General features: G+C 72.9%; 10 protein-coding genes and 2 pseudogenes. 8 read left to right on the top strand and 4 right to left on the bottom strand.

Going from position 1 to position 16,639, the window contains the following annotated elements; all coding sequences use genetic code 11:
• Positions 1–552: 552 nt before the first annotated feature.
• From Phou_RS00275 to Phou_RS00250, 6 genes are all read left to right on the top strand, one after another.
• Positions 553–1,509 (top strand): glycosyltransferase family 2 protein, encoded by a 957-nt coding sequence (locus tag Phou_RS00275; protein ID WP_173052463.1) that lies wholly within the window; start codon positions 553–555, stop codon positions 1,507–1,509.
• 15 nt (positions 1,510–1,524) lie between these two features.
• Positions 1,525–2,631: a glycosyltransferase gene (locus Phou_RS00270; protein WP_173052461.1), complete on the top strand. Its 1,107-nt coding sequence runs from the start codon at positions 1,525–1,527 to the stop codon at positions 2,629–2,631.
• A 67-nt stretch (positions 2,632–2,698) separates the two neighbouring features.
• Positions 2,699–3,595, top strand: coding sequence for a lysylphosphatidylglycerol synthase domain-containing protein (locus Phou_RS00265; RefSeq protein ID WP_308784473.1), 897 nt, complete (start codon positions 2,699–2,701; stop codon positions 3,593–3,595).
• Between the two features lie 46 nt (positions 3,596–3,641).
• Positions 3,642–4,376 (top strand): class I SAM-dependent methyltransferase, encoded by a 735-nt coding sequence (locus tag Phou_RS00260; RefSeq protein ID WP_173052457.1) that lies wholly within the window; start codon positions 3,642–3,644, stop codon positions 4,374–4,376.
• A 100-nt stretch (positions 4,377–4,476) separates the two neighbouring features.
• The gene (locus Phou_RS00255; RefSeq protein WP_173052455.1) at positions 4,477–5,643 is read left to right on the top strand and encodes a glycosyltransferase; all 1,167 of its coding nucleotides are present in this window, start codon (positions 4,477–4,479) and stop codon (positions 5,641–5,643) included.
• Positions 5,640–6,377, top strand: coding sequence for a class I SAM-dependent methyltransferase (locus Phou_RS00250; protein ID WP_173052453.1), 738 nt, complete (start codon positions 5,640–5,642; stop codon positions 6,375–6,377). The genes Phou_RS00255 and Phou_RS00250 overlap by 4 nt, the downstream gene beginning before the upstream one ends.
• Positions 6,378–8,242: 1,865 nt before the next feature.
• On the opposite strand, the gene Phou_RS00245 is transcribed toward Phou_RS00250, so the two are convergent.
• The 4 genes from Phou_RS00245 to Phou_RS00230 form a co-directional block, all read right to left on the bottom strand.
• Positions 8,243–9,262, bottom strand: coding sequence for a lysylphosphatidylglycerol synthase domain-containing protein (locus Phou_RS00245; RefSeq protein ID WP_173052451.1), 1,020 nt, complete (start codon positions 9,260–9,262; stop codon positions 8,243–8,245).
• Positions 9,259–12,171 carry a YfhO family protein gene (locus Phou_RS00240; protein WP_173052450.1) on the bottom strand — a complete coding sequence of 971 codons (2,913 nt, stop codon included), beginning with the start codon at positions 12,169–12,171 and terminating at the stop codon, positions 9,259–9,261. The genes Phou_RS00245 and Phou_RS00240 overlap by 4 nt, the downstream gene beginning before the upstream one ends.
• A 139-nt stretch (positions 12,172–12,310) precedes the next feature.
• Positions 12,311–12,634 (bottom strand): hypothetical protein, encoded by a 324-nt coding sequence (locus Phou_RS50815; RefSeq protein WP_218578551.1) that lies wholly within the window; start codon positions 12,632–12,634, stop codon positions 12,311–12,313.
• A 232-nt stretch (positions 12,635–12,866) separates the two neighbouring features.
• Positions 12,867–13,637, bottom strand: a complete 771-nt coding sequence (locus Phou_RS00230; RefSeq protein ID WP_246273089.1) for an aldo/keto reductase — start codon at positions 13,635–13,637, stop codon at positions 12,867–12,869.
• Between the two features lie 88 nt (positions 13,638–13,725).
• Here Phou_RS00230 and Phou_RS00225 point away from each other — a divergent pair.
• Positions 13,726–15,357: pseudogene (locus Phou_RS00225) on the top strand (SNF2 helicase-associated domain-containing protein); the annotation flags it as partial.
• Positions 15,343–16,635 (top strand): annotated as a pseudogene (locus Phou_RS51995) (LAGLIDADG family homing endonuclease); the annotation flags it as partial. The pseudogenes Phou_RS00225 and Phou_RS51995, both read left to right, overlap by 15 nt.
• Positions 16,636–16,639: the final 4 nt, after the last annotated feature.

The following is a 16,639-nucleotide window of genomic DNA, read 5'->3' as shown; positions in this document are numbered from 1 at the left end:
CGGGCTCAAGCTCGTCCAGGCGTTCCCGGCGGTCGTGTACGAGCGGCTGGACGCGGCGCCGCGGATCCGCTGGGCGAGCGAGGCGATCGTCGAGCCGGACGGGGTGGCCCGGGTCGACCGCGAGGCGAGCGGCACGCTCCGCCCCGACCAGGTCGTGCTCGACACGCCGGGCCCGCCGGCGCAGGGCGCCGGGGCCGACCTCCGGATCGACGAGGACGGCACGGACCGCATCGAGGTGTCGGTCTCCGCGCGGGGCGCCGGGTACCTTGTCGTGGCCGACGCCGTGCAGGGTCAGTTCACCGCCACGGTCGACGGCACGCCGGCCGAGCTGCGCCCGGCTGACCACGGCCTCGTGGCCGTCGCCGTCCCCGCGGGGGAGCACGTGGTGCGCGTCGAATATGCCGCGCCATACGCTAATCTCGGCGGCTGGGTCTCTATGCTCATGGTCATCGCCATCGTCATGGTGGTGGTGGTCGGACGCGTCCGGGACCGCCGCCGTTCCACATCCGAGGGCTTCGGCGCCGCACGCCAGAGCCAGATTGTGACGAGTCGATGATTATCGAGCAGACGGTACGGACCGCCGAGGGGCGCCCATCCATGGCACCAACGCCACCTGAGCCGGCCACGCTCGACGTGACCATCGTCCTTCCCTGCTACAACGAGCAGACCCACGTCGTGGCCGAGATCGAGCGGATCACGAAGTCGATGGACGCGAGCGAGTTCACGTACGAGCTTCTCGTCATCGACGACAAGTCGACGGACAACACGCTCGCCGTGCTCCGCGAGGCCGAGCCGCGCTTCCCGCACATGCGCCTGATGGCGTTCCAGCGCAACGGCGGCTCCGGCACCGCCCGCCGCATCGGCTCGCAGGAGGCCAGGGGCGGCATCGTCGTGTGGACCGACGCCGACATGTCGTACCCGAACGAGCGGATCCCCGAGTTCGTGCAGTACCTGCGCGACAACGAGCACGTCGACCAGGTCGTCGGCGCGCGCACGTCCGAGCAGGGCAGCCACAAGGCGCTGCGGGTGCCGGCCAAGTGGGCGATCCGCAAGTTTGCCGAGGTGCTCGCCGGCACGAAGATCCCCGACCTGAACTCCGGGCTTCGCGCGTTCCGCAAGGAGGTGTCGCTGCCGTACCTGCGGCTGCTGCCGCCCGGCTTCTCCTGCGTCACCACGATCACGCTGGCGTTCCTGTCCAACCAGCACCAGGTCGACTTCCTGCCGATCGACTACGCGAAGCGGTCGGGCAAGAGCAAGTTCCACTTCGTGCGCGACGCCTACCGGTACATCCTGCAGGTGCTCCGCATGGTCGTGTACTTCAACCCGATCAAGGTGCTGATGCCGCTCGCGCTCTTCCTCTTCGGGCTGGGCGCGGTCAAGGCGGTCGTCGACGTCATCCAGTACAACTTCCGGGTCACCACCAACGCGATGCTGCTCATCGTCACCGGTCTGATCATCGCGGCGGTGGCGCTGCTGGCCGACCTCATAGTCCGGTCGCGGGCGGACTGACCCGGGGGCCATCTGTTGCGAATCGCGATCGTGGGGCCGGCCCATCCGTACAAGGGCGGCATCGCCCAGTACACGACGGCGCTGGCACACGAGCTGACCGCGGCGGGTCACCAGGTGCGGCTGGAGTCCTGGGCTCACCAGTACCCGAAGCTGCTCTACCCCGGGCAGTTGACGGTCCGCGAGCCGGAGCTGCCGCCCTTTCCGGGTACCGTGCGGCACCTCTCCTGGCGGCGTCCCGACTCGTGGCTCGCCTGCGGGCGGCGGCTGCGCGGCGCCGACGTGGTGGTGCTCGTCGTCGCCGCGCCGATCCAGCTGCCGGCCTACCGCGCGATCCTCGCGGGGCTCGGCCGCCACCGGACCGCCCGCGTGGTGGCGCAGTGCCACAACGTGCTGCCGCACGAGCGCGGCTCCATGGACGTGCGGCTGATCCGCGGCGTACTGTCCCGTGTGGACGGTGTGCTCGCGCACACGGCCGAGCAGGCGAAGATCGCGAAGTCGCTGACCGACAAGCCGGTCGTGGTCGAGCACATGGCGCCCGTCGTGGTTGCCTCGCCGACCGCGCCGTGCACCGTCGACGGCGTGTTCAACCGGCTGCTGTTCTTCGGCATCGTCCGCCCGTACAAGGGATTGGACGTGCTGCTGCGCGCGATGGCCGCCGGTCCGCCCGGTGTGACGCTGCGGGTCGCGGGCGAGTTCTGGGGCGGCACCGAGGAGACCCAGCGGCTGATCCGCGAGCTGGGGCTCGTCTCTCGCGTGGAGCTGCGCCCCGGGTACGTGGACGCCGCCGACGTGCCAAGCCTTTTCGCGGACGCCGACGCGCTCGTGCTGCCGTACCGGTCGGCGACCGCCTCGCTCAACGCGTTCCTGGCGTTCGCGCACGAGCGGCCGGTGATCGCCACCCGGGTCGGCACGGTCGAGCAGGACGTGCGGGACGGCGTCGACGGGGTGCTGTGCGCACCGGACAACGTCGAGTCCCTGGTGTACGCGCTGCGCCGCTTCTACACCGACGGCGAGCCGGCGCGGCTGCGCCGCGGCGTGCGCCCGGTGGACACGGGACCCGGCTGGCGGGCGTACTGCGCGGCGGTCCTGACCGCGTCGTCGCTGTCGGCGGCCTCGTCGTGACGGCACAGGCTTCCGTGTCGTCCGACGTCCCCACGCCCCCGCGGGCAGGCGGCGGCGTGGCCCCGGCATCTGGTTCAAGATCGGCTTTCTGGTCCTCGCCGCCGCGGCGGGCGTCTGGTACGTCGTGGCCAACTGGGACGAGACCGGACCCGCCCTGCGCCAGATCGGCTGGGGCGCCGCACTCGCCTCGGTGCCGTTCGTCGTCGGCGCCGGCATCGCGGGCATGCTCGCGTGGCGACGCCTCCTCGCCGACCTCGGCCACCCGCTCCCGGTGGTGCCGGCCGGCCGGGTCTTCTACACCAGCCAGCTCGGCAAGTACCTGCCCGGTTCGGTGTGGACGTTCGTCGCGCAGGTCGAGCTCGCCAAGCAGCTGAAGGTGCCGCGCGCGGTGTCGTTCGCGGTGAGCGTGCTCGCTGTCGTGCTGTCGATCGCGGTGGGCCTGGGGATGGCGGCGATCCTGCTGCCGTTCGGCGCGGGCGACGCGCTGCGCGAGTTCTGGTGGCTGTGGCTGATCCTGCCCGTGCTCGTCGCGGTGATCCACCCGTCGGTCACCACGTGGGGCATCAACCAGATGCTGCGCGTGCTGCGGCGGCCGCCCCTCGCCGTACGCCCCAGCGGCCGCGGCATGCTGGCCGCCGCCGGGTGGCAGGTCCTGAGCTGGTGCCTGATGGGGCTGCACTGCTACATCCTCGTGCGCGCGGCCGGCGCCGAGGGGTGGTCGGTGCTGCCGCTCGCCGTGGGCGGCTTCACGCTGGCGTACTGCGCCGGTGTCCTCTTCGTACCCGCACCGGCCGGGGTCGGCGTACGCGAGCTGGCACTCGGCGCCGCCCTCGCCACCGCGCTGCCCGCCCAGGCGGCGGCCGCCGTCGTGCTCGTCTCGCGGCTCGTGCTCGCCGTGGTCGACATGGGAATGGCCGCGCTGAGCATCCACCGGACCAAGCACCAGCACGAGGAGAAGACATGAGTGCCGCGGCACCGCCGGGGGAGCGGCCATCGCGCTGGCCAAGCGCGTGGCGGAGCGGGCGCTGTGGACGCGGGTACGCCTCCAGCGCGCCCTCGCCGCGCCCACCACCCACCCGGCCGGCGTGCCCCCGACCGACGTGCTGCGTTCGCGCGCCGAGTGGGAGCGGGCGGTGGCCGAATGCCGGCGGCTGCGGCTGCCGCTGCACCACGACCGCCCGAAGAACTGGGACGCGCTCGGCGCGGTGGCCACGATCCTGTCCCGCCTCGGCACGGACGCGTCGGTGCTGGACGCGGGCAGCGCGCGGTACTCGTCGGTGCTTCCGTGGCTGCGCCTGTTCGGCCTCACCGACCTGGTCGGTAACAACCTCGAGTTCGGTGTGGACGTCCGCCGCGACGGTGTCCTCTTCCGGTACGGCGACATCACCGGCACCGACTTCCCGGACGGCCGCTTCGACGCGGTCACCTGCATGAGCGTGATCGAGCACGGGGTGCCGCTGGAGCCGTTCCTGGCCGAGTCGGCCCGGATCATCCGCCCGGGTGGCCTGCTCGTCGTCTCCACCGACTACGACCAGGACCCGCCGGACACCAGCGGCCGCACCGCGTACGGCGCGCCTGTCCACATCTTCTCGCCGGTGGAGATCAAGGAGTTTGTCGCGGTTGCCGAGCGTCACCGGTTGCGCCTGCTCGGTGAGCTCGCCCTCGAACACGCCGAGCGACCCGTGCACTGGAAGCGCGTCGGCGTCGACTACACGTTCATCCGGCTGGCATTCGTCCGCGCCTAGCGGAACGGCAGCTCAGGTCCGTGTTCGACCTTGTTGCGGCATACCGCGACCGGCCGCACGGGGGCTCGGTCTGCGCGTGAGTCTCCGGTACGCTCTGCGGATGCGCTGGCTGGCTTTCGGCACCTTCGACGTCGAGCGCCACCCCAGGGTGGCGGTGCTCATCGAGGGTTTGCGTGCCAGCGGCGACGAGGTCGTCGAGGTCAACGCGCCGCTGCGGCTGTCCACCGCGGCGCGGGTCGCCATGCTGCGGCAGCCGTGGCGCCTTCCGCTGCTGGCCTGGCGCCTCGCCACCTGCTGGACCCGCCTGGCGGTCGCCGCACGCCGCGAACGCCGGCGACAGGCGCCCGATGCGGTGCTTGTCGGATATCTCGGACATTTCGATGTACGGCTGGCTCGGCTGCTGTTCCGTTCCACGCCGATCGCGCTGGACCACCTCGTCTCCGCCGCCGGCACCGCCGAAGACCGCGCGCTGGCCGGCAGCGGCGGGATCAAGCACCGCCTGATGCGCTGGATCGACCGCACCGCGCTGCGCCGCGCCGACGTCGTCATCGTCGACACTGTGGAGCAGGGCGCGACGCTGCCGGCCGACGCCGCCGAGCGGTCCGTCGTCGTGCCCGTGGGCGCGAGCGACGTGTGGTTCAAGGCCGGCGAGGCCCACACCGGAGACGCCGGCGTGGCCCGCGAGCCCGGCGTCGTCCACCGGGCCGGCGCCCCCCTGCGGGTGATTTTCGTCGGCCTCTTCACGCCCCTGCACGGCACCGCCACGATCGGCGAGGCACTCGCGGAGCTGGCCGGCGACGACCGCATCGCGTTCACGATGGTCGGCACCGGGCAGGACTACGACCGCTGCCGCGAGCTCGCCTCCGCCAACCCCCGCGTGACCTGGCTCGACTGGGTGCCCGGCGCCGACCTGCCCGACCTCGTCGCCGGCCACGACGTCAGCCTGGGCATCTTCGGCACGACCGACAAGGCGACGCGCGTCGTGCCGACCAAGGTCTACCAGGGCCTGGCCGCCGGCTGCGTGGTCGTCACCTCCGACACCGCACCCCAGCGCAACGCGCTCGACGACACCGCCGTGCTCGTGCCCCCCGGTGACGCGGCCGCGCTCGCCGAGGCTCTACGCTCTCTGGCGGACGACCGGGACCGGCTGGCCAAGCTCAAGTCCAGCGGCCAGCTCTACGCCGCCGAGCGCTTCGGCCCCGATGCCGTCGTCGCGCCGCTCCGCCGATCCGTCGCCCACCTCGAGTTTGGACACCGACACCGATGAGCTCGACCGCCACTCCGCCGCTCAGCGCCCGCGCCCGCCTCCGCTGGGCGGTGGTGGGTCCGCTGCTGCGCAGGCTCGCGCCGAAGAGCATCCTGGAGCTCGGCTGCGGGCAGGGCGGCTTCGGTGCCCGCCTGGCCAGCCTGGGGGAATACACGGGCGTGGAGCCGGACGAGTCATCGTGGTCGGTCGCCTCCTCGCGCGTCACCCCGCTGGGCGGCACCGTCCTGCACGGCGATCACCACAAGGTCCCCGACGGCGCGCAGTTCGACCTGGTGTGCGCGTTCGAGGTGCTTGAGCACATCGACGACGACCGCGGCGTGCTCGCCGAGTGGGTGCCGTTCGCCCGCCCCGGCGGCCACGTGCTGCTGTCGGTGCCCGCCGACCCCAAGCGCTTCGGCCCGTCCGACGAGCTGGTCGGCCACTTCCGGCGGTACACGCCCGAGCAGCTCACCGAGGTCATGCAGCAGGCCGGCTGCGTCGACATCAAGGTCCGGCAGTACGGCTGGCCCGTCGGCTACGCCCTGGAGGCCGCGCACAACCGCATCTCCGCCCGCCGCCTCGCCGCCGCCTCGACCGACATCCAGGAGCGCAGCGCCACCTCCGGCCGCTTCCTCCAGCCGCGCCGCGTGGCCAGCGCCGTCCTCCAGCTCGGCATCGCGCCATTCACCGTGGTGCAAAACTTCGCGCCCGGCCGCGGCATCGGCCTGGTGGCGTACGGCCGCCGCGCCTCCTGAGGAAACCACCACCCCACTTCGAGCTACCGCGACGTCCGTCGTGGTCCAGACCGTTGCTCCCGCGGCCTCACCCTCCGCGGTGGCCAAGCTCACCCAAGGGACGCCTTGGCTCCGCAGGGTGTCGCGCCGCGAGCGCCCCTCAACCCGAGCGCACGGTGCGCGGTCCCGTCGCCTTCACCGTCCGCCACTGCTGCGCGCGGCCTCACCGTCCGCGGTCGGCCACCTCACCCGGGGCGGCTTCGCCTGGCTAGGCAGGTGTCGCGCGGCGAGTGCCTCTCAAGCTGGGCGCACCGGTGCGCCCAGGGTCCCGGTCGCCTGAAGCTTTCACCGTCCGCCGTTGGCAAGCTCACCCGAGGGCTTCGCCTGGCTCGGAAGGTGTCGTGCCGCGAGTGCCTTTCGACCTGGGCGCATCGGTGCGCCTGGGGTCTTCACCGACCGACCGTTGCTCCCGCGCGGCTTCACCGTCCACGCGGTCGGCAAGCTCACCCCGAGGGCGGCTTCGCCTGCCTCCGAAGGTGTCGTGCTGCGAGTGCCTCTCAAGCTGGGCGCACCGGTGCGCCCACAGTCCCGGTCGCCTGACGCCATCACCGGCCGTGTCTGGCGGCTTCCTTGGTCTGGGCGGGGTTGTCCAGGGCCGCAACCTTGTTCTCCGTGGGGTGGCGAAGCTGAACCCGTGGCTGGATCCGGCGGCGAGCCCGGCGCGTTTCGTGTCCCGCGACCGCACCCTCCACGGCGACTCCGGCAGATCTTGGTGAGTTAGCGGCCTCGACTTTTCGGCGTTTGGGATCACTTGCCGTGCGAGAGCTTCCGGGGTCTTCCCCGCTCACGGTCCGCGCCCCGGCGGCCGGCTTTACGGGGCAAGGCATTGACCAGGCAAGATGCAAGATTCACCGGTCCGATCTTCCCCCACCCGTGCTTCTGCAGATCTTCGGGCGGCAGTGCGCGAGTGCACCCTCGTCGCGGTCGGTGACTGTCGATCAGGTGCGGCGGTGTGCGCTTCACGATCTTGGTGAGTTTGCCCGCCATTTCGACGCTAACTTGCCAAGATCTGCCGGAGCAGCCTCCTGGGCTGAGCCGGACGACCGCGGAGGGTGAGGCGCCAACCGCGGGCACAGCGGCGGCTCACAGCTAAATCGAGTCGGACTCCAAGAAAGCTCACCCCGACCGCGGAAGGACTCCAGACGACGAAACTCCGAAAGTCGAGGCGGCGATATGGCGCGATAACTCACCAAGATCTCGCATCGTGCTTGGCTTCTCGCAGTTCCTGCACTGTGGACGGACCCGCACCTTTGCGCTACGCGCGATCATGATTTCTGCGGGAACAAATCACCGAAAACTGGTACACAAACCATGATCAGTGCAGCAGAGACCATGGTCACGGGCTGCGGCGACGGCAGGGCGCGGACGCGCGCAGCGGGATGCGTCCGGGCGTGCGCGCGGCGAGTGCGGGTGTGCGCAGCGGTGGACGGGGGCGGCGAGCACGGGCAACCGCGCGGCGGCGTGCGCGTGCGCTGGCGGGCGGCGAGTGAGGCGACCATGCGGCGGGCGGGCGGACGGGCGTGCGCGTGCGCGTGCGCCGGCGGGCGGCGGGCGAGGCGACCGTGCAGCGGGCGAGTGGCGCGACCGTGCAGCGGGCGTGCGCGGCGACGGGTGCGTGGGCGGCGGGAGCGCGGGCGGGTGGTTAAGGCCGAGGCGGCGGCCCTTGCCCGCGGTGAAGCGGCGAGCTGCTGGGGCTTGACCAGCGCGGAGGGTGAGGCCGCGGGAGCAACGGTCCGGACCACGACGGGCGTCGCGGTAGCTCGAATCTGTTGTGGAGGGCGCCAGCTCTCGAAGAGCGGGCCCGGCTGCGGACCGTAACCGCGCCGCTACGCCGCCTCGGGCTCCTCGGCGGGCGGTGGGGTCGCGGGGGCGCGGCGGGCGATCAGGCGTTGGAGGCCGGCCATCAGGACGTCCACGACGATGAGGGTGACGCGCGAGATCAGCGCGACCACCAGTGCGGCCGCGGCGCCGCCTGGTAGGAGGGGGGCGAAGGCTAGCACCAGGGCGGCCTCGCGGACGCCGGCGCCGGCGGGCAGGCCTACGGCGAGTTGGCCGAGGCTGTAGGCGAGGGCGTAGCCGCCGATCGCTACCGGGAGGGACTCCAGCGGGTCGGCGCCGATGCCGACCAGGAACGGCCAGATGTGCAGGCCCAGGCACATCCAGACCAGCAGCTGTGCGCCGGCCGCGCGGAGCATGCCGCCCCAGCTTGGTGCCTTGGGCAAGGGTTGGCGGCGGAGCAGGCGGTAGGCCAGGTTGAGCAGGCGGGTGAGCACGGCGGGGTGCAGCACGGTCAGCAGGAGGGGCACGGCGAAGAGGAAGTACCGGAAGTGCTCGGCCACGCCCGGCGCCGCGACCAGCAGGATCGCCGAGCCCACGGTCAGGCCCACGGTGACCGAGACGGCGATGGCCAGCACGCCCACGGCCAGGCTGGTGCGGCGGGGGATGCGCAGGTCGCGGCTCAGCTCGACCTGGGCGACCATCGACCACACGGTGCCCGGCACGTACTTGCCGAGCTGGCTCAGGTAGAACACCCGCGCGGCGTCGCGCCAGGCGATGGGCGAGCCGAGGTCGGCCAGGAGCGAGCGCCACACGATGAGGGCCGCGAGCATGGCGGCGATGGCGCCGGGGAGTGCGGCCGCGACGTAGCCGGGGGAGATCTCGGTGAGCGCGTCGAGCACCGCCTCGCGGTTGGCGGCCAGCACGGTGACCGCCGACACGACCATGACCACGAGGACACCGGCGCGGATCCACCGGCGGGCCCGCGCGCGCCGGGTCGGCGGCGCGGGAGGCGCCGGCACGGCGGGGCTTTCGGTGGTGTCGTCGCGCACGGTCATCGGCTGGCTCAACTCGCAGACGGTGGGAGAACGGGACCTGACGAGCCTAATGGCGCCTCGCCCGTTCGGCGGCGGCGGTCCCGCACCACGCCCGCCACGAGTACGCCGGCGATGCCGAGCGCGGCCGCGAGGCTGAGCCATCCGCCCGCGCCGCCGGCGGGGGTCGTGTACCGGAACCGCACCGTGTGCGTGCCGTCCGGCACCGCGACCGCCACGAATGCGTGGTCGGCCTTGAGCATCGTGGCCGGGGCGCCGTCGACGGTGGCGGTCCAGCCGGACTGGATCGGGTCGGCGAGCACGAGGTACCCGGAGCCGCGCGCGGTCACGGACACCTCGGTGGTGTCGGTGCCGTCCTCGGTGATCCGCACGTCGGCCGTGCCGCCGCCCGGCGCGGAGGGCTGCTGCTCCAGCACCACCTGGTCGTTGGTGAGCGTGCCGCCCTTGAGCAGGTCGAGCCGGCGCGTCGAGTCGGGCTCGACGACGGCCGTGCCGGCCCACCGCACGCGCGGGAGTGCCCGCGTCCGCTCGTAGATCGCCGCGGCGCCGACGAACGCCAGCTTGAGCCCGTCGTCCGCCGTACCGACAGCGCCCACCGCCGCCTGCTCGCCGGCGGCCTGCACCGGGACGGCGTGCGCGGCACGGACGGTGATCGTGACACCGAGCCGGGCCCCGGCGGGTGCGCTTTCGGCCGCGAGCGGGATGTACAGCGGCTGCCCGGCCGTGGTGCGCCCGAGGCGGCGGCTGGTGCGGGCCACCTCGGCACCGCTCTCGTCGGTGACGACGGCCTCGATGCGATCGGTCGCCTCCCACTCCTCCCGGCTCTCCATCGGCGTCAGCTCCACGGCCCGGATCGGGCCCGTGCCGGGCACGGGCACGGTCACCGAGGCGCCTGGCTGGAGGGTCGTGAGGCCGGTGGTCGTCGGCGCGGGGCGGGCGGTGCCGGGCACGGGGGCGTCAAGAGCGGTGATGCCGTAGCGCACGGACATGCGGTCGAGGGTGGGGCTGGTGATCGCGGTCAGCCCGCCGCCGACGGCGACGTTGGTGGAGGAGAAGTTGACCCGGTCGGCGGGGGAGCGGATGAGCTCGCCGTACCGCCGGTCGACGAACGCGTGGCCGGTCGCGGAGCGCAGCCTGAACGCCGACTCCACGCTGCGGGTCATCGACCGGTACATGCCGGCGAAGCGGTCGGGTCCCAGGTGCGAGGCGAGGTAGTCGTGCGCGTCGGTCATCGGGAAGAACGTGTCGCGGTCGGAGCGCGGCCAGTACGGCACGACGAACGCGAGCGCCTGCCCCGCGACGAGCAGCGGCAGCAGGCCGGCCGCGACGAGGCGCAGCCTCCCGCCGCCCTCGCGCCGCCCCTGCCACCAGAGTGCGGCGGCGCAGGCCGCGGCGAGCAGCACGAGCACGGCACCCACCGCGAACTCGCGGGTCAGCTCGTGCGTGCGCGGCCAGCCGTCGCCGGCGGCCGCGCGGTCGGCCAGGTACGCGGCGCGGCGGGCACCCCGCAGCGCGGCCAGAGCGGCGACCCCGACGCCACCGACGACGAGCAGCGCCCAGGCGAGCTCCCAACGCCGCGCGCGCACCGCCTCCCGCCGGCGCAGCAGCAGCTCCAGCCCGACCGCGGCCAGCACGGCCAGCAGGAAGCCCAGCACGCAGCGGGACCGGCCGACGAAGTTGTCCGAGAACAGGTACGGCAGGCTCTGCGCCACCTTGAGCGGGAAGCCGCCGCCGTAGATCAGCACCAGCCAGCCGCCCGTGGCGACGACCATGAAGAGCCACGCGCCCTGTGGCAGCGCGGCCCGCCCCCGCCGCGCCATCGCGACCGCGGCCACCACGAGCACCAGCGCGGCGGCGCCGAGGTACGACATCGACTCGACGAGGTTGACCGGCAGGTACCAGTACACGTCGCCGTACGGGTTGGTGGAGCCGAGCGCCCACGGCGCGATCGAGGTGACGAGGCTCGCCATCGACAGGTGGGCGTCCGGTTGCTGGGCGCGACCCTCCACGTACGCACTGCTCATGAACGCGACCCACGGCAGCAGCTGCACCGCGGTCAGCAGCACTCCGCCCGCCACCCCGCCGGCGGCCAGGGCGAACCCGCCGAGGATCCGGCGCCACTCCCGCCCGTACGTGGCGAAGAGGCGGACGGCGAGGTAGATGGCGCCGGTGGCGACCGTGTACCCGGTGACGGCGGGGAAGCCGCCGAAGATCATGGCGGCCATCGCGAGCGCGAGCACCGCCGCGTCGCGCACGCGCCTGCGCTGCACGATCAGCTCGACCGCCCAGAAGACCGCCGGGATGAACGCCGCCACCCGGGTCTGCGGCCACCCGGTCCAGACCACCATGAACGCGCTGCTCGCGAAGACCAGGCCGCCGAGGAGCGACGACGCCGCGCCGAGGCGGAGGCGGCGCAGGAAGAGGTACATGCCGCCGATCGCGACGACGATCTCCAGCAGCTTGACGATGCCGGGCGCGAACCAGCCGGGCAGCGCGTAGAACGGCACCGTCAGCGGGGAGCCGAGCCCGTAGTTGGGCGTGGCGCCGAGTGGCACGCCGCCGGCCGTGTACGGGTTCCACGGGGCGATGTTGCCGTCGCGCAGCTCCTCGCCGAAAAGCAGCGTGTTCGGCAGGGCCGAGTCCCACGTGTCGTCGAGGTAGTTGTTGGTGGGCCGCACGCCGGCGAACTCGGGCACCTCGCTGTACGGCGAGGTGGTCACCATCTCGTCGGTCGCCGCGAACGTGGCCTGGCCCAGCAGCGGCGACCCGATGCCGATCAGGGCGAACGCGGCGATCGCCACGAGCACCACGGCGGGCAGGATGCGGTCCAGCCGGCGCAGCGCCGGGACGCGACCGCCCGCCTGCGGGGCGGGGTCGGGCGTGTCCGGAGCGGCTGGCGGCGTCAGTGCGCGCGGCAAGACCATCGAGCTTCCTAGGCCAGTGGGTACAGAACGTAAACCCGGATAGCCTACGACCTTCCGCCCAGCGGTGGAGCCCGGGACCGTGCACGCGCGCGGGGGAGGCGGCCGCGCTCCCGGCCACCTCCCCCTTTGGGTTACCGCGTCAGCGGGCGCCCGCGCCGGCCATGACCGACGCCTTCCCCGCGCTCGCGGTCTCCAGCGAGTACGAGTACGGGATGCTCGCCACGCTGCCACCCGCCTGGCCGCTGCCGACGATTGTCTTGTTCGAGCCGACCGAGATCATGCCGGAGCAGGAGATCGTGCCGGAGACGCGTACCACCCGGGCGGTCGTGCCGGAGACTGCGCTGGACAGCGCCGACGAGCTGGTCACGGTCGTGGCCGCCGCGCTGCCGCCGCCGGTGGTGCCGCCACCCTGGGTCGCCCAGCCGACGAGGCCCCCGGCCGGGGTGAGGCCGCGGGAACGCACCCCAAGAAAACGCTCCGCTGCGCTCCACGTTTCCCCATGGCCCCGCGCAACGGTCCGGACCACGGCGGACATCGCGGCAGCTCACATCTCGTTTTGGGTTGGATGTTTCACCGACTCGACCCGGAACGAACTGCTGGTAACCCATTCATCGAGGCTTCCGCCACGGCCACCGACGGGCAGGTGAGTGCTGAGCCGGCGAACAGGCAATCCGCCGGGCGCATGCGACGAGCCGTCAGCGGACCGCGTCTATGCGGGACATCTCCTCGTCCGTCAGCGTGAAGCCGTACACGTCGAAGTTCGCGCGGATCCTCTCAGGCGTCGCCGACTTCGGGATGACCACGATCTCGTGCTGCAGGTGCCACCGCAGGATGACCTGGGTCGGCGTCACCCCGTGCGCGGCCGCCACCTGCGCGAACACCGGCTCTCGCAGGTCGCTGCGGCGAAACGGGCTGTACCCCTCCAGCGCCACCCCACGCTCGCGGTGCTCGGCCAGCAGCTTGGCGTCGTGCAGCGCCGGGCTGTACGGGATCTGGTTCACCGACGGCGTCACGCCCGTCGCCTGGGTGAGGTCGTCGATCTGAGGGATGCTGTAGTTGCTCACCCCGATCGCGCGAGTGAGGCCCGCCTCGCGCGCCGCCACGAACTCGCGCCACGTCTGAGGCCTCGCCGACCCGTTCGGCGGCCAGTGCACGAGCCACAGGTCCAGCTGGTCGATGCCGAGCGCCTTGAGGCTGGCCTCGATCGTCTCCCGCTCGCGCCCCGCCCGCTCGGCCGGCAGCTTCGTGGTGATGAACACCTCCCCGCGCGCGACCCCGCTGTCCCGCAGCGCCCGGCCGACCTCACTCTCGTTGCGGTACATCGTGGCCGTGTCCAGGTGCCGGTAGCCGGTCTCCAAGGCCACCCGCACCGGCTCGTACGCCTGCTTGCCGGGCAGCTGCCACGTGCCGAAGCCGAGCAGCGGCATCGCCTGTCCGTCACCGACGCTCACGGAGGGTTGTGTCATGCCACCCAACCTACCGAGTGGCGCCGCGCCGTTCCGCCGGCTCACCGCATCGGGCTGGCAGACTTGTGCGGTGCTGGTCGTACACGGTCTGTGGCTGCCCACCGGCCACCTCGGCCTCTGGGCGGAAGACCCGACCATGCCCGTCCGCGCGAGCCGGCGCGCCGTGCGGCCCCACCCCTTCGCCGCGCCCGCCGAGGCCGTCGCCGGCGCGTTGGGTGACGCGGCCGCCAAGGGGAGCCACGCCACCGCCACCCTCGACCTGCCCACCGCCGGCGGCCGCCCGCTCGACTCGCCCGAGCTCGTGCGCACCGACCCGCCGGCCCGCGGCAGCGCCGAGGTGGCGCTCGCCCCATGGCTCGTACCCACGCTGGAGCTGGAGCCCGACGCGGCGCTGGCGCTGCTGCGCGGCCTGGACGACGGTGTGGCCCGCGGGTTTTCGCTGCGGCACGCGGGGGAGATCGCCGCGTTCGCCGCGGACCTCGTGCGGCGCGGGCGGGTCCTTCCGGGCGTGTCGGGGGGCGCGGCCGTGTGGCGGCCGCTGCTGACCGGGGGCGACGCGGAGTGGGCGCGGGCACTCGCCGCCGCGCTCCCGCCCTCCGCGCGGGCCGCCGGCGGAGACCCGCGGGCGCTCGTCGGGGGCGCGCTCGACGCGCTTGTCGACGCCGCCGCACGGACAGCTTTGGAGGGGGTACGCCTCGCGGGCGGCCGTGGCACCATCTCCGGCTCATGGCTCGGGGCGCTGTCGGGGCGCGAGCGGGTCGTCGACGCTGCCGCGCCCGAACTGGACGCTCTCGCCGTCGCGGTGGCCGAGTGGCAGCGCGACGCGGCCGGGGGAGCGGTGCGGGCGTGCTTCCGGCTCGTCGAGCCGGACGAGGACGAGACACAGGACTGGCGCGTCGACTTTTCCCTCCAGGCCGCCGACGAGCCGAGCCTCGTCGTCGACGCGGAGAAGGTGTGGCGCTCTCGCGGCGCGCTCCGCGCCCTCGCCCGCCACCTCGACGCTCCACAAGAGACGCTCCTGACCGAGCTGGGCCGCGCCAGCCGGTTGTGGCCCGAGCTCGACGACGCCCTGCGCACCCCGAAGCCGTCCACATTGGGCATGGACGTGACGGGGGCGCACCGCTTCCTGCGCGAGGGCGCGCCGCAGCTGCACGCGGCCGGCTTCGGCGTGCTGCTGCCCACCTGGTGGGGACGGCCCGGCTCGCGGCTGGGCGCCAAGCTGCGCGCGCGGGGCCGCCGCTCCGCGCCGGGCACCGTCGCCACCGCGAGCGCGGTCGGCATGAGCTCCCTTGTGGACTACCAGTGGGAGCTGGCGCTCGGCGACGAGCCGCTGTCCGAAAAGGAGCTGCGCGAGCTGGCGAAGCTCAAGACGCCGCTGGTGCGCCTGCGCGGCCAGTGGGTCGAGCTCGACGCCAAGCACCTGGCCGCCGGCCTCAAGCTGCTCAAGTCGGGCGGCGAGATGAGCGTCGGCGAGCTCCTCCACCTCGGACTGTCCATGGAGGACGACCCGGACGCCCTGCCGATCCAGACGGTGACGGCCGACGGCGCGCTGGGCGACCTGCTCGCCGGCGAGGCCGAGCGCCACCTCGCCCCGATCGACCCGCCGGCGGGCTTCGCGGGCACGCTGCGCCCGTACCAGAAGCGCGGGCTGGCGTGGCTGACCTTCCTGCAGTCACTGGGCCTGGGCGGCATCCTCGCCGACGACATGGGCTTGGGTAAATGCTTGAGCGGCGACATGTCGGTGTTCGTCAACGGCAGCCTCACCACGGCCGAGCGCCTGTGGGCCGAGTGTGCCGGGCCAACCACACCGGACGGCGTGGGCGAGTGGGCCGTCCCGACCCGGCCGCTGATCGTGAACGCGCTGTCGGGAGGTCCCTTCCCCGGGCCGATGGTCGAGGCGCCGATCCGCCACCTGTACCGCCAGCGCGTCAGCGAGCGGCTCCGGCGGGTCCGGCTCGACGACGGAAGCGAAGTCCTGATCACCCGACGGCACAAGCTGCTCGGTACGCGTGGCTGGACCAACGACATCGCGGTGGGTGACCGGCTCTGCGTGCCGGCGCGGCTGACCTGGCGGGGCGAGCCGGTCGACCCCGACCTGACGACGCTCCTGGCCTGGCAGATAGGCGAGGGCTACGAGCTGCCCAACGGGGCGCTCCGCATCACACAGAAGGACGTGAGCGTCCTCGATCGGCTGCGCCTGGCCGCGGTCGACGTGGGTGCCCGGCTAGGCGTGCGGATGAACCAGCCGTCGACAGGTCGTGACGCCAAGGGGCAAGGCGTCCTGGGCATCCGCAGCGTCGCGTACATGCGCTACCTGGAAAGTCGCGGATACCGCTGGGGAGAGCGTTCGGCGGGCAAGTCGATCCCGGACTTCATCGTCGCGGCCGACGACGCGACGATCGCGCTGTTCCTGCGGGAGTTCTTCACGGCGGAGGGCTCCGTCATACCGTCGATGCGCCTGGTCGAGATCAGCTCGGCGTCGCCCGCCGTCATTCGGCAGCTCTCCACGATGCTGCGCCGTTTCGGCATCTGGCTGCGGTTCGGCGTGAAGCACAAGCGTGCCACCAACGGCTCGGGCATCCTCCGCCCCTACCACGTGGGCACCATCGGTGGTCCGTCGCTGCGGCTCTTCCAAGAGCACATCGGTTTCTCCGACCCGGCCAAGACCGCGAAGCTCGCGGACATATGCGCCAAGCCGGCCAGCACGAACGTCGAGGGTGTCCCCGCCGCCGACATCCTGATGCACGCCAAGGCGGTCACGGGCCTGCCCGCCCGCCACTACGCCACCCGCCCGCGCAACAGGTGGACGGCGGCCGTGACCGAGGCCTACCGGCGCCTTGATCTCGATCGCCTCGGTGACCTGCGCGATGCGCTCGCGTGGCGGGCGGGCAGCGAGGTGCACTTCGCGGAGGTGGTGGAGGTCGAGGACGTGCACCATACGGGTTGGGTGTACGACTTCGAGGTCGATCGGCACCACAACTTCGTCGCCGGTGGGATGCTCT

Origin of the sequence: Phytohabitans houttuyneae (assembly GCF_011764425.1) — a bacterium.
Classification (GTDB): domain Bacteria; phylum Actinomycetota; class Actinomycetes; order Mycobacteriales; family Micromonosporaceae; genus Phytohabitans; species Phytohabitans houttuyneae.
Note: the sequence above shows the minus strand (reverse complement) of the source record. Positions and strands in the feature narration are given on the sequence as shown.